The sequence below is a fragment of the Pseudomonas sp. GW456-E7 genome, from assembly GCF_059424105.1.
The window spans coordinates 1-14,281 of record NZ_JBWKZB010000013.1; the positions used below are offsets into that span (position 1 = coordinate 1).

Annotated in this window: 12 protein-coding genes and 1 pseudogene; 4 read left to right on the forward strand and 9 right to left on the reverse strand. The window is 53.9% G+C overall.

Annotation, left to right across the window (positions count from 1 at the left end):
• Window positions 1–230: 230 nt before the first annotated feature.
• The 9 genes and pseudogenes from AC07YV_RS10920 to AC07YV_RS10960 form a co-directional block, all read right to left on the reverse strand.
• Window positions 231–410 (reverse strand): annotated as a pseudogene (locus AC07YV_RS10920) (HNH endonuclease); the annotation flags it as partial.
• Between the two features lie 199 nt (window positions 411–609).
• Window positions 610–1,827 carry an MFS transporter gene (locus tag AC07YV_RS10925; protein WP_102702733.1) on the reverse strand — a complete coding sequence of 406 codons (1,218 nt, stop codon included), beginning with the start codon at window positions 1,825–1,827 and terminating at the stop codon, window positions 610–612.
• Between the two features lie 147 nt (window positions 1,828–1,974).
• Entirely contained in the window at window positions 1,975–2,847 is an 873-nt protein-coding gene (gene murI, locus AC07YV_RS10930; RefSeq protein WP_102702738.1) for a glutamate racemase, read from the reverse strand.
• An 11-nt stretch (window positions 2,848–2,858) separates the two neighbouring features.
• Complete coding sequence (locus tag AC07YV_RS10935) at window positions 2,859–3,833, reverse strand: Fe(II)-2OG oxygenase family protein (RefSeq protein ID WP_102702734.1); 975 nt, start codon at window positions 3,831–3,833, stop codon at window positions 2,859–2,861.
• Between the two features lie 735 nt (window positions 3,834–4,568).
• Window positions 4,569–5,282 carry an HNH endonuclease gene (locus tag AC07YV_RS10940; protein ID WP_102702735.1) on the reverse strand — a complete coding sequence of 238 codons (714 nt, stop codon included), beginning with the start codon at window positions 5,280–5,282 and terminating at the stop codon, window positions 4,569–4,571.
• Between the two features lie 116 nt (window positions 5,283–5,398).
• Entirely contained in the window at window positions 5,399–5,932 is a 534-nt protein-coding gene (locus tag AC07YV_RS10945; protein WP_102702736.1) for a BRO-N domain-containing protein, read from the reverse strand.
• 407 nt (window positions 5,933–6,339) lie between these two features.
• Window positions 6,340–7,587 carry a ribonucleotide-diphosphate reductase subunit beta gene (locus AC07YV_RS10950; protein ID WP_007978181.1) on the reverse strand — a complete coding sequence of 416 codons (1,248 nt, stop codon included), beginning with the start codon at window positions 7,585–7,587 and terminating at the stop codon, window positions 6,340–6,342.
• A 528-nt stretch (window positions 7,588–8,115) separates the two neighbouring features.
• On the reverse strand, window positions 8,116–8,469 hold the full coding sequence (locus tag AC07YV_RS10955; protein ID WP_007978182.1) for a hypothetical protein: 354 nt from the start codon (window positions 8,467–8,469) through the stop codon (window positions 8,116–8,118).
• A 188-nt stretch (window positions 8,470–8,657) separates the two neighbouring features.
• On the reverse strand, window positions 8,658–8,921 hold the full coding sequence (locus AC07YV_RS10960) for a DUF2790 domain-containing protein (RefSeq protein WP_102702737.1): 264 nt from the start codon (window positions 8,919–8,921) through the stop codon (window positions 8,658–8,660).
• Window positions 8,922–9,395: 474 nt separating this feature from the next.
• Here AC07YV_RS10960 and acs point away from each other — a divergent pair, with 474 nt between their 5' ends.
• The 4 genes from acs (at window position 9,396) to AC07YV_RS10980 (ending at window position 14,281) form a co-directional block, all read left to right on the forward strand.
• Window positions 9,396–11,351 (forward strand): acetate--CoA ligase, encoded by a 1,956-nt coding sequence (acs, locus tag AC07YV_RS10965; protein ID WP_494990284.1) that lies wholly within the window; start codon window positions 9,396–9,398, stop codon window positions 11,349–11,351.
• Between the two features lie 677 nt (window positions 11,352–12,028).
• Entirely contained in the window at window positions 12,029–12,805 is a 777-nt protein-coding gene (locus tag AC07YV_RS10970; RefSeq protein WP_007971007.1) for an ABC transporter substrate-binding protein, read from the forward strand.
• Between the two features lie 91 nt (window positions 12,806–12,896).
• Window positions 12,897–13,586: an ABC transporter permease gene (locus AC07YV_RS10975; RefSeq protein ID WP_047532379.1), complete on the forward strand. Its 690-nt coding sequence runs from the start codon at window positions 12,897–12,899 to the stop codon at window positions 13,584–13,586.
• Window positions 13,583–14,281, forward strand: a complete 699-nt coding sequence (locus AC07YV_RS10980) for an ABC transporter permease (protein WP_007971009.1) — start codon at window positions 13,583–13,585, stop codon at window positions 14,279–14,281. Before AC07YV_RS10975 ends, AC07YV_RS10980 begins: the two co-directional genes overlap by 4 nt.

Here is a 14,281-nt window from a genome sequence, read left to right on the forward strand (position 1 = left end):
AAGGAGGGGAGGTGGGGCGTTGAGTGGGGGCTGGCAGTTCTCACACCGATTTGGCAGACAGACACCTTACTGTGGCGAGGGAGCTTGCTCCCGCTGGGCTGCGAAGCGGCCCCAAACTCAGCAAACGCGGTCAATCAGACAGAACACGTAATTCGCTGAGCGACTGCTCCGCAGCCGAGCGGGAGCAAGCTACCTCGCCACAGAATCCAGCTTGCCTGACTATTCGGGAATCACCGTCCAACCCTTTCATAAAGCAACGCTGTGAACTTCTCCCGATTACTTGAATGGTGGCAACGTCGATGACAGTTCGGGCGCAGCGCTACAGCATTGCTCGGACGGTCTGAGCTTTCCTGTGTCAGATGCTTAACGTGGTGAACCTCAAGAAACGGCTTGCTCGACTTTTCAAACGGATTAGACACATTCCGTCGACCGTTAAAAGCTCCTTCTTCACCTGATCTGCTTGCTTGAACCAGGCCTTCTATTCGGAGTCGATACGAAAGCTCGGCGCGTGCCGCTTGATCTTGCCCCTATAGATACTCGAACCTGTTGAAGAAGGAAACGTAATGCGCCGTGCATAGATCTTCAGCGACATGCGAGTGTTAAACAAAACTATCCAGAGGCCATTACTATTTCCTTTTTTCTCCTGCTGGTAATAAACAACACAATGGCAGAGATTATTGCCAATACCCCCCAGCCATAAGCAAAGGTTCCGAGGCTATCTCTCGACAGACCAATAATTGGTGGCACCAATACGACGGAAATCTGATTGGCTGTCATAGCCATTCCGAGTGCAAAACCCTTGCGATCAGCGGGAGCGGTCTCGGCTACATAAGCTACCCAGGGGCCGTACCACCCATATGCGAAAAATCCTATCAGAGCCATAAATACACTGATGATTGCTAAATTTTTGGTTTCCAAAAGTGGCAGCAGTGTCAGAAATACAGTAACGGCACCCAAACAAGTTAACACAGGGAAGTACCTACCAGCCTTGCAACGGTCGCTCCAAGCTGCAAGTACAATTCTTCCAGTTATACCTGCCCCAAGCACTACAAAGAACATCGTTGTCGCAGCGAAGCTATCAAGTCCAAGCGAAGTATGAAGATACAAGACAAGAAAGACTGAAATGGCGTACTGCGAAGCAGTAAGGCTAGCGCCCGACAGCATAATATTTCTCATGGATGGGTCCTTTGCCATCATAAAACGTGATGCGATCGCTGATCTTAAGTCGACTTGTTTTTTGGGGAGGCGGTGTTGTCGCTCAGGAGACTTGTATAGTAGCATAAATAGAGTAGCGCCAAACAAGGCGACCAAGCCTCCCGTTAGGAAGGCTACTTGAATCGAGTAGCGGGTAGCAATAAATGGGAGCAGTAGTGCTGCAATTGCGCCGCCAAGTGGTAATCCAGCTTGTCGGATTCCCATTGCGAATCCTAACTGATTACCTGCAAACCAATTGGATACTGATTTGCTTCCTCCAGGCTGAGCAGTGCTGTATCCAAGTCCCAATATTGTAAGAAGTATAAGTAACTCTGTATAAGAATTAACCAGTGCTGCTCCACACAATGCGACACCGACTATCACCGTTCCCATTCCTACAACAAACCGTTCGCTGTATTTGTCCAGCAGTTCGCCAGCGACCAAAAGTCCAATAAGAGGAATGAACTGCGCTGCTGATACTAGTATTCCTATCTGCCAGTTGCTGAGGCTCATTTCATTTTTTACATGTATTGCAATGGCTCCGAATCCTTGTACAAAGAAGCAAGCGCACGCTTGAGCTAATGTGGCTATAGCTAAAATTACCCACCGATACTCCTTGGTAAGCGTTTTCATATGCTTGATCTCCATTCTTGATAAGACAGGGTGGGGATATGCTTCGTAAAGATATGATGAGCTGAGACTGGTTGTGTAGAGAATGGCGAAGTGTAATTCAAAGTAACTAAGTGAACAGATAGCTAATTTGTTTGTAAGGTTCTATCTCTAATGATTGGGGCTTATGCTGAATCCATTGTTCGAAAATGCCTTTTGGTATTTTGTCAATTCGTGCTTGCTTGTGAATGTGGTGATCTTAAAGGGGGGATTAATGGATGCTGCTTTTTTTTTCGTTAAAGATGCGACCTGCGAAGCAAGCTTGTTGGCGGGATCAATCCAGTTTTCAGCAGTTGGAAAAATCTTGCGCAAGTCATCGATCAAATGAGGGAAGTGCGTGCAGCCTAGAATAACTGTGTCAACTGATAAACGCTGCTCTTTTGTAAGGTGATTGTCGATCAGTTCGGCGAAATTAGCGAAACTTGGGTTCTCTCCTGCTAATTTAGTCTCGGATAGTGTTACTAACGCTTGGGTTGCGATTGGCCATATTTTTGCGTGCATTTTAGCTTTGGTTATCTTTTGAATGATGTGTCTGCTTTCAATAGTGCTGGGAGTGGCAAGCAAAACAATATTTTTGTTCTCGGAAATTTCAAGCGCTTCATCTATAGGTGGCGTGACAAAAAAACAATTGTACCTAAACTGGTCGAGACCGTTCTCTATAATGGCGATAGAAGCTGTGTTGCACGCTACGACTATCGCTGAAGGTCTTAACTGCGTACAAAGTTCATCGAGCAACTGTTCCACCCGTTGAGCTACCGCAGATCCAAGCTTATTGCCGTAAGGGAACCAATCGTTATCCACCACATATAGAATGTTTGCGTTGGGAAGTAATTTTTCCAGTTGCCGTGCTACTGTTAAGCCACCCACTCCTGAATCGAACACGACAATCGGGCGAGAGTTTATAAGTTGCGCACTATCAAACACCGTCTCGTCACCTAGCCAGAATTTCGGGATGGTTGCTAATGTTGAAATGTGAGCGTCCATCGACATTCCCCTTACGCATTGATGGCGCGAGTTTCTACCGAGTTTCGCATTTCGCGTGATTTTCTCAGGCTCGAAGCAAATACTACCCTTGCGAGCCATCGAGCACCGTCGCCGTAGTTTGCCTTGAATGAGTCTCGTGCGTGGACGCAACGGTAATTATCTATGAAAAAGTAATCTGTAGCTTCGAGCATGACCGCTTTGCGGTTCTCTGCAAAGTGACGTAGAAGTTTTTCTAAAGCTTGACGTTCGATGCCGTCATACTCATCAATATTTAATGCGGCAGCATTAATTTTGACATATGGCGCGTTGCTGTGACCGAATAGGATGGGCTGGGAGATTTCCTCTACTATGTCAGTAGTGCTGTGGATTGGGTTGTGACAGATTTTATACCTCGGTTCAAATAGTACTTGCTTCTCCTCTGCACTAAGTTTGATGCCGTCGATGCACGAAATAGTGGTCGCAGCACGTTCATTGTTGCGCATACAGACGAGTCCCAAGTATTCGGCACGTGCGGGGTGAAAGGCATCTTCCACGTGGAATCCAAAGTCGAGGGCAGATCCGCTACTCGAGTTTGAAACTTTGCTAAGTTCTTTAAGTGGAATAATGTTGTTGTAAAGGCTGCCACAACGTTGCGAAGTAAATCCGACTCCCTCGCCAAGCAGTGAACCATATAGGCCATGCAAAATTTTTGCGTCATTTAAACAGTAGTCATCATCTAACTCAATGTACCTTGACGGACTTGGACCTGCGCCGTCAAGAAGCACAGGACTGCCGGAAATCAAGATTGCCGAAAATTCCTCATTGCGCTTGAAGTCATAGAATTCCTGGCGGATTCTTCGCGGAAGCTCCTGAGCGTACAGAACTGCTTTTTCGATGAAGTTGTACTGATTCGCCATTGTAGGGATTCGGATGATCTCATCGAGCAAGCCGCGGATCTGTTGTTTTTCTTGGTTGGTAAGTATTATTGTTTTGACTAATGTTGCCATGGTGTTGCTCCATGAGATTTATGGTTGTTGTCAGTGTTTAAGTTTTTCTTAATTTGCAAATTCTCAGAGGTTTTTATAAGGTAGTATGTTCCGCTGCTCAAGTTCATGCTGCTGGGCATACTGTTGGGTTGTTACTTTTGCTTGTGTTGTTATTTTTTAACGAAAGAAGTCGGTCCATTAAGTTTGTAGGTGGGCATAAAAATCAATGGCTGAGGTTTGCTTGGATTTAAAATGGGTTAGTATGTGTGTCTGGTGAATGAATTGGCATAGGTGGCTTAATGTGTTGCATGTCACTAGATTTGCACTTTTTTATTTTGTTATGAGTTGGTTTTTATGCGAAGTATTAGCGGTGGTGCTACCCCAGGGGACTGCGAAATAAGGTATTAATTTTGGTGGAGGGAGTCAACTTTTTTGCTTGTAGGAAGTTTCTGGTTTTACTGTTGACGCAAAAAAGATCAGCGTTTCATAGTGTGCGAAAGCGCTCTGATGAGAAAAAATCGCTCGGATTTGATCGGAACGTTTATTTTTGTGTAGGCAACAGACCATGGCAGTTTGAGTAAAGTGCGGCGGCGTTGCTCGTCCGGTCCGGAATTTTTTGAACAGCTGCAAGGGGATTCAAAATGATTTTTGCGTCGGTCGAATTAGCGCCTTATCTTTTGAAATTTTAGGTTTCAACTACCTTGGCTTTCTCTATGGAAGTGCCATATAACTGAGTCAGAACAAGTAAATATGCGACTATTCGGGAATCAACCGTCCAACCCTTTCATAAAGTAACGCTGTGAACTCATCCCGATCACTCGAATGGTGGCAACGTCGATGACAGTTCGGGCACAGGGCTACAGTATTGCTCGGACGATCTGAGCCTTCCTGTGCCAAATGCTTAACGTGGTGAACCTCAAGGAACGGCCTGCCCGACATTTCAAACGGAGCGGAGTTGCCACAGCCTTCGCACTTACCTTCAGCCTGTTGGCGCACCCACGCTCTCACTCCAGGATCTCGAAAAAAAGACCTTCCGCTGGACTGAGTTTGCTCTGGTCTCTCAATCCCCTTCGGCTCGACTTTGATCGGTTGTCGCTCAAGCTTTGCAGCTCGCCGCTCCAGCGTCGCTTCGTCGGCTGTCGGGGCGAAGTCCTCGGGAGTCACAGGGTCAGGAGTATTGAGTGCTTCACGAATGCTCTTCGTAACATTAGCGCCGACATTCTTGGCAGGCTTGTATCCCTTGATAGGTTCTCGACCCAGCTCGACCATAACCGTAGAAATGTTCTGCATCCGAAACTCAACAGAACCTTTGGTCCGACCAGCCAAAGCACCCTCGCGCAGGACGCGATTTTCATGAGCCTTGTTGATCGCCTGACCGTTCTGCTCGCGTGACAGCATGCTGAGATAGGCATCGACCGCAGCCTGAATCTCTGCCTCACTCCAATCGCCGTTGCTCTTTTCCGTATCCATACAATCGCCGAGGGTTAAATACCCTCGGACGATACTGAGTGGCCACTACGACTGTCTACGAAAATTCCTACACAAAGAAGAGAAGGTTCTTGCGGGCGGTCCTACAGGCGAGGCACCTAACCCATCGAATGTTTCGACGACTGAAACACCCGCGCAACCTTCCGCCACCAAGGTTTAGCTGCCGGCATCCGCCATTGCGTGTGATCGAGCAGCAGATACGGCATGTCCCGCAGCCGAATCCAGCCTTCATCCTGCCAGTGCAGCAGGCTCAGTGACATCTCCGGCCAGTCCAACAGACTCAGCATCGGCCGATCCGAATTGTCCGACTGCTCCGCATCACGTAAGGCCGGCACCACTTGATGGGTGATCCACTCACGCAGCAAGCGATTTCCTGGTGCGTAGTGATAGACCAGCAGCGCATAGACACCGGACTCACTGAGCATCAGCTGTTTTTCCGGTTGCCGGTAATACTCAATCCACAACGGGCGGTGTTGGTCTTTGTCCAGTTTGTTGACCATGCGCTCACTCAGATGGAAACCCATCAAGCGGCCGATATCGCGGGCGCAGAACCACGGTTGGTTTTCCAGGAGGAGAGCATGGAGAGGGAGATTGTGGCGGGTGAAGACTGTTACAGAAAAGAGATCAGACATGGCCAATCTCCATGGTTCGGAGAGTGACGAGAAGGTTGTGTTCAGGCATATCCATTACCTCTACGTTTGGACTTTTGCGGGCCTGACCCCAACGTAGAGTGGACATAAGAAGCTCCAACGAGCAAAAGCCTCACACAGCCGTAGGATAAATCACCAGGGGGTGACTGCTCGTCTGTGCAATTGGCTAGCTTTCTACGTTGGGCGTTTCTTAGGCACCTGCAGTAGAGCTTAGGGCCGTATGGAATGGCCCTCAATACAGAAGGTGCTGGAATACATGTAGGAGGTTTAACTACTACTGAGATTGCGAGTAAGAGTTTTCCTACCCCACAAAAAAGCCCCGATCAGATCGGGGCTTTCAGATGTTCGATTTGTCGATTCAAGTCGTCAAATCGCGGCTAGCTTGGGAATCAATCCCAGCTAAGCGCACCACCAGTTTGGTACTCAATTACACGAGTCTCAAAGAAGTTCTTCTCCTTCTTCAAGTCCATAATCTCGCTCATCCATGGGAACGGGTTAGTCGTCCCCGGATACTCTTCCTTCAAACCAATCTGGCTCAAACGACGGTTAGCGATGAACTTCAGGTAGTCCTCCATCATCGCCGCGTTCATGCCCAACACGCCACGAGGCATGGTATCCCGCGCGTATTCGATCTCCAGCTGAGTGCCCTGCAGAATCATCTGCGAAGCTTCTTCCTTCATTTCGGCATCCCACAAGTGCGGGTTTTCGATTTTGATCTGGTTGATCACGTCGATGCCGAAGTTCAGGTGCATGGATTCGTCGCGCAGGATGTATTGGAACTGCTCGGCGACGCCGGTCATTTTGTTGCGGCGGCCCATGGAGAGGATTTGGGTGAAGCCGCAATAGAAGAAGATGCCTTCCAAGACGCAGTAGTAGGCGATCAGGTTGCGCAGCAACTCTTTGTCGGTTTCGACGGTGCCGGTTTCGAACTTCGGATCGGAGATCGAGCGGGTGTATTTCAGGCCCCAAGTGGCTTTTTTCGCGACCGATGGGATCTCGTGGTACATGTTGAAGATTTCGCCTTCATCCATGGCCAGCGATTCGATGCAGTACTGGTAGGCGTGGGTGTGGATCGCTTCTTCGAAGGCCTGGCGCAGGATGTACTGGCGGCATTCCGGGTTGGTGATCAGGCGGTATACGGCCAGGACCAGGTTGTTGGCAACCAGGGAGTCGGCGGTGGAGAAGAAGCCGAGGTTGCGCATCACGATGCGGCGTTCGTCGTCGGTCAGGCCTTCCGGGTTTTTCCAGAGGGCGATGTCGGCGGTCATGTTGACTTCTTGCGGCATCCAGTGGTTTGCGCAGCCGTCCAGGTACTTCTGCCAGGCCCAGTCGTACTTGAAGGGTACGAGTTGGTTGAGGTCGGCGCGGCAGTTGATCATGCGTTTTTCGTCAACGGCGACACGGGCGGAGGCGCCTTCGAGTTCGGCGAGGCCTTCGGCGACGTCGAGGGAATCCAGAGCGGCTTTGGCGCGGGCAACGGCGGCGGAGTCAGCGGCGGTCACGGCACGGGCTTCCAGGGCGGCGGCACCGCCGGCGCTGTCGAGACGGTCCATGTTGGCTTCGGTGGCGTGGCCAGCGTTGGCGCTCTTGACTGCTACTTCCGTGTCTTCTTTGTCGAATTCGTCCCAGCTCAGCATGACGTGTCGTCTCCTGCGTGAGGGCCAGAGTGCCCGTGTGAAAATGGATAGGTTGGTTTTTCACACGGCCTTACTGGCCGCGTTGGATCTAAAGGAATCGTTTTTTGCAGCAGCTATACGCAGGCATCAAACAGAATTTTGTACGGGGGTTCCGAGAGCCACTGATGGGCGCAGCAAGCGGCAAGCGCCTGTGCGGGGCTTCAGACTGGCTTTTCATCCCTGTAAGGGGATATTGCAGGCCCGTTTAAGGCCGCATTATAGGGAAGTTTTGCGTGCTGTGGTGCGGCGAAATGGCTCACGGATCGGTCGACAGGGGCCGTATTTCGGTCGGAGCGAGGGTTTACAGGGCTTTGAAGGGTATTGGCGGGGGAAGATTTTTTTTCCTGATTTTTTGACCCGGGAATTTTTTGTACAAGAAATAACCAAAAAAGGCTTTTTTCACTACATCTTGTGTTTCTGTGGGGTTTTCTCAGGCTCCAGACACAACTAAGCCCGACCGAAGCCGGGCTGTGAAGTCACGCGGGTGGATCAGCTCAGGCGACCTGCACCGACGTGGTCGGCACCATCGGCGGCGAGGCGGGCGGCACCGGTGTGGTCCGCGCCATCGGAAGCCAGTTTGCCTGCGCCTACATGGTCAGCGCCATCAGCAGCGAGGCGGGCGGCGCCGGTGTGGTCCGCGCCGTCGGAAGCCAGTTTGCCGGCACCTACATGGTCTGCGCCATCGGCGGCAAAAGAGGCTGAACCGGTGTGGTCGTAACCGTCGGAAGCGACAGTCGCTTCAGTGGTGTAGGCGGCCGAACCGGTGCGGTCGTAACCATCGGCGGCGAAGGTGTTGGCAGCCAGGACGGAGAGGGTCAGGGCGAGGATCAGTTGGGTTTTCATGGTCAGTGCTCCGGATTCGTGGGCGTTGTTTGTCTTGGGTTGAATTGGATACTACGCCGATTAATTCGATTAAAAAGCGCAAATAAATGCTTAAAATAATCGATTTAATCGATCATTAAGGTTCGGCGCTTCATCTGCCTGATCGTGGCGGGTGGGTCGAACCTTATTGGGGGAGGGTGAAGCAGGGATCAGCCGTTAGAGCAACCGTTGCCCATCGCGCTGTAACGCAGGATATGCCGTTGACCGTTGGAATCTTCGTATTCCATTTTCATGGGGACAACTTCACAAACATTCGGCGCATCGCTCATCGAGATTACTTTGGCGATGTCCAGATTCATCGAGTAAGTGTATTCCTCAATAGGCGGTTGTTGCTGCGCGACATCAGTTGGGACCTCGCTTGCCATGGCGGTTACGCACATGCTGCCGAGGGCCAGAACCCATAAAGCTTTCATTTGAGTTTTACCTTTCTAAGGTCGAGAGGGGGCACGCAATCCTTTTGAGATTGCGTGTGGAGCTTCAGTACCTGGGTGTTTGATTAACTGCCTTCGTGGGGGCTGTAACTTGGTTAATCAGGTTGCCTTGTTGGCGTGGCAGATTTTAGGGGGGCTGGATACGTTCATATAGACGTGGTTTTGATAAACACCTTTGACAGATCCTGTAACAATCCCTGAATAGCCTGTTCTTTTGTAGGAGCGAGCCTGCTCGCGATGAGCCAGAGAGCACCGCGGGGTGTCAGATTGGGCGCGTTATCGTTGACGACCATCGCGAGCGAGCTCGCTCCCACAGGTGCCGCGGTGGTATTGGGTTTGACGGGTATTCACGACATTTTGTGTGGGCTTGTTACTACCATCGTCGAATGGTTCTATTGGCCCGGCCCGGCTACAACAGGGCCATACAAAAACAACTATTCCACCGAGGTAAGAAAGATGAGTGCGGCTTCCCTGTATCCCGTTCGTCCCGAGGTTCTGGCCAATACCCTGACCGACGAGGCGACCTACAAGGCCATGTACCAGCAGTCGGTCGTCAACCCGGACGGCTTCTGGCGCGAGCAAGCCAAGCGCCTCGACTGGATCAAGCCGTTCACCACGGTGAAGCAGACCTCCTTCGACGATCACCATGTCGACATCAAGTGGTTCGCCGACGGCACCCTGAACGTGTCCTACAACTGCCTGGACCGTCATCTGGCCGAGCGCGGCGATCAGGTCGCGATCATCTGGGAGGGCGATGACCCTGCCGAAAGCCGCAACATCACCTACCGCGAGCTGCACGAGCAGGTGTGCAAGTTCGCCAACGCCCTGCGCGGCCAGGACGTGCACCGCGGCGACGTGGTGACCATCTACATGCCGATGATCCCCGAAGCCGTGGTCGCCATGCTGGCCTGCACCCGGATCGGCGCGATTCACTCGGTGGTGTTCGGCGGCTTCTCGCCGGAAGCCCTGGCCGGTCGCATCATCGACTGCAAATCCAAAGTGGTGATCACCGCCGACGAAGGCATTCGTGCCGGCAAGAAGATCCCGCTCAAGGCCAACGTCGACGACGCGCTGACCAACCCGGAAACCAGCAGCATCCAGAAAGTCATCGTGTGCAAGCGCACCGGTGGCGACATCAAGTGGAACCAGCATCGCGACATCTGGTTCGAGGACCTGATGAAAGTGGCCGGCACCGTGTGCGCGCCGAAAGAGATGGGCGCCGAAGAGGCGCTGTTCATCCTTTACACCTCGGGTTCCACCGGCAAGCCCAAGGGCGTGCAGCACACCACCGGCGGCTACCTGCTGTACGCCGCCATGACCCACGAGCGCGTGTTCGACTACCGCCCGGGCGAGATCTACTGGTGCACCGCCGACGTCGGCTGGGTGACCGGGCACAGCTACATCGTCTACGGCCCGCTGGCCAACGGCGCCACCACCCTGCTGTTCGAAGGCGTGCCGAACTACCCGGACATCACCCGGGTGGCGAAGATCGTCGACAAGCACAAGGTCAACATCCTCTACACCGCACCGACCGCGATCCGCGCCATGATGGCCTCGGGCACCGCCGCCGTTGAAGGCGCCGATGGCAGCAGCTTGCGCCTGTTGGGTTCGGTCGGCGAGCCGATCAACCCGGAAGCCTGGGACTGGTACTACAAGAACGTCGGCAAGTCCCGTTGCCCGATCGTCGACACCTGGTGGCAGACCGAAACCGGCGGCAACATGATGAGCCCGCTGCCGGGCGCCCATGCCCTCAAGCCGGGCTCGGCGGCGCGGCCGTTCTTTGGCGTGGTGCCGGCCCTGGTGGACAACCTGGGCAACATCATCGAAGGCGAGGCCGAGGGCAACCTGGTGATTCTCGATTCGTGGCCGGGCCAGGCGCGTACGCTGTATGGCGATCACGACCGCTTCGTCGACACCTACTTCAAGACCTTCCGCGGCATGTACTTCACCGGTGACGGCGCCCGTCGCGATGCCGATGGTTACTACTGGATCACCGGTCGCGTGGACGACGTGCTCAACGTCTCCGGCCACCGCATGGGCACCGCCGAGATCGAAAGCGCGATGGTCGCACACCCGAAAGTCGCGGAAGCGGCAGTGGTCGGTGTGCCGCACGACATCAAGGGACAGGGCATTTATGTGTATGTCACCCTGAAAAACGGCGAGGAGCCGAACGAGCAACTGCGCCTGGAACTGAAAAACTGGGTGCGCAAGGAGATCGGGCCGATTGCCTCGCCGGATGTGATCCAGTGGGCGCCGGGGCTGCCGAAGACCCGTTCGGGCAAGATCATGCGGCGGATTCTGCGCAAGATTGCTACCGCTGAATATGATGGGTTGGGGGATATTTCCACCTTGGCGGATCCGAGTGTGGTGCAGCATTTGATTGATACGCACAAGACGATGAATGTTGCTTAAGTAGCGTTCGGCGTCATCCAAAGCCCCACCCGGCATTGCGCCGGGCGGGGCTTTTTTTTGGGGAAAATCAAAAGATCGCAGCCTTCGGCAGCTCCTACAGGGATTGTGTCCAGTCACACACACGGTGGTGGGCGGAACCGTATCCCCTGTAGGAGCTGCCGAAGGCTGCGATCTTTTGATGTTGATTTTCAACCAATAATTATCGGCTTCTCATGTAGGCACTTTCCTACTGTTACCTGCGACCCTTCCGGTTACTGAATGTGTAACCGCTCGCTCCGATACGGGGCGATGGGAAACGCAAAGTGCCGTGCCGGCGCCTGTTAACCACCCTTAAGAAATAAGAAGCAACGCTGCGCTTGCCGGATTAGAAGGGTTTGCCAATAATAGGCCCGCAATTTGCAACATAGATCGGTTCAATGTCTTTTGCTCTTGCATGATTTTGCAGGGCTGTCAACGTGCTAAAACGACTTTCTCGGTGCTTCTGTAATTAGTTGTCGCATTGAAGAAATATCGGCCTCGGGCCTGTCGTTAGAATGCCGATCACTCGCTCGTCGTTGCTCGTGTTGAATTTAAACACCGGCTTCCCAGGACGCAGCACTGCTTTCTGGTTCCACTCATTCGCATATTGGGCTGTTGCTCACTCTGCCGTTTTTGCCCTTTACCGATGGAGTCCCAAGATGAAGAAACTCGTGCTGCTTGGCGCCCTGGCACTGTCCGTGCTGTCGCTGCCATCCTTCGCCGATGAAAAGCCTCTGAAAATTGGTATCGAAGCGGCTTACCCTCCGTTCGCTTCCAAAGCACCGGACGGCAGCATCGTTGGTTTCGACTACGACATCGGCAACGCCTTGTGCGAAGAGATGAAGGTCAAGTGCGTGTGGGTCGAGCAAGAGTTCGACGGCCTGATCCCGGCACTGAAAGTGCGCAAGATCGACGCGATCCTGTCGTCCATGTCGATCACTGAAGATCGCAAGAAGTCCGTGGACTTCACCAACAAGTACTACAACACCCCGGCTCGCCTGGTCATGAAGGCCGGCACCCAGGTCAGCGACGGCCTGACCGAGCTCAAGGGCAAGAACATCGGCGTGCAGCGTGGTTCGATCCACGAGCGTTTCGCCCGCGAAGTCCTGGCCCCGCTGGGTGCCGAGATCAAGCCTTACGGCTCGCAGAACGAAATTTACCTCGACGTGGCCGCCGGCCGCCTCGACGGCACCGTGGCAGACGCTACGCTTCTGGATGACGGCTTCCTGAAAACCGACGCCGGTAAAGGTTTCGCCTTCGTCGGCCCTGCGTTCACCGACGTCAAATACTTCGGCGACGGCGTAGGCATCGCGGTGCGCAAGGGCGACAAGGCCGAGCTGGACAAGCTCAACGCCGCCATCGCCGCCATTCGCGAGAACGGCAAGTACAAGCAAATCCAGGACAAATACTTCGCCTTCGATATCTACGGCAAGTAACACGCCCCGGCGACAAGTCCGAAATGGCGCAAGCAGCAGGATCTCTGAGGTTTGCGCCATTTTTTCATCCCAACTTTCGAGGACCTGAATCATGTTGAAAGGCTACGGGGCTGTCATCCTCGATGGCGCTTGGCTGACGCTTCAGCTCGCCTTGTCGTCCATGGCCCTGGCCATCGTTCTGGGCCTGATCGGCGTGGCACTGCGTCTGTCGCCGGTGCGCTGGCTGGCCTGGCTGGGCGACCTGTATTCCACGGTGATCCGCGGTATTCCCGACCTGGTGCTGATCCTGCTGATTTTCTACGGCGGCCAGGACCTGCTCAACCGCGTCGCACCGCTGCTCGGTTTTGACGAGTACATCGACCTGAATCCGTTGGCCGCCGGTATCGGCACCCTGGGCTTCATCTTCGGTGCGTACCTGTCGGAAACCTTCCGGGGCGCGTTCATGGCGATCCCCAAAGGTCAGGCCGAAGCCGGCATGGCGTACGGCATGAGCAGTTTCCAGGTGTTCTTCCGGGTGTTGGTGCCACAGATGATTCGCCTGGCGATTCCGGGCTTCACCAACAACTGGCTGGTTCTGACCAAGGCGACCGCGCTGATTTCGGTGGTGGGCCTGCAGGACATGATGTTCAAGGCCAAGCAGGCGGCCGATGCCACCCGCGAGCCTTTCACCTTCTTCCTCGCAGTGGCGGCGATGTACCTGGTGATCACCAGTGTGTCGTTGCTGGCATTGCGTCACCTTGAGAAGCGCTACTCGGTAGGCGTAAGGGCGGCTGATCTATGATCTTCGACTACAACGTCATTTGGGAGGCCTTGCCGCTGTACTTCGGCGGCCTGGTGACCACCCTCAAACTGCTCGCGCTGTCGCTGTTCTTCGGCTTGCTGTGCGCATTGCCGCTGGGCCTGATGCGCGTCTCGAAGAACTCGGTGGTCAATATGTCCGCCTGGCTCTACACCTACGTGATCCGCGGCACACCGATGCTGGTGCAGCTGTTTTTGATCTACTACGGTCTGGCGCAGTTCGAAGCGGTGCGTGAGAGCTTCCTCTGGCCGTGGCTGTCCAGCGCAACCTTCTGTGCGTGCCTGGCGTTCGCGATCAACACCAGCGCCTACACCGCCGAGATCATCGCCGGCAGCCTGCGGGCCACGCCGAACGGCGAGATCGAAGCGGCCAAGGCCATGGGCATGTCGCGCTTCAAGATGTACAAGCGCATCCTGCTGCCGTCGGCCCTGCGCCGGGCGCTGCCGCAGTACAGCAACGAAGTGATCATGATGCTGCAGACCACCAGTCTGGCGTCCATCGTGACCCTGATCGACATCACCGGTGCCGCGCGCACGGTCAACGCCCAGTTCTACCTGCCGTTCGAGGCCTACATCACCGCCGGCGTGTTCTACCTGTGCCTGACCTTCATCCTGGTGAAGCTGTTCAAGATGGCCGAGCGCCGCTGGCTGGGCTACCTGGCCCCGCGGAAGCACTGA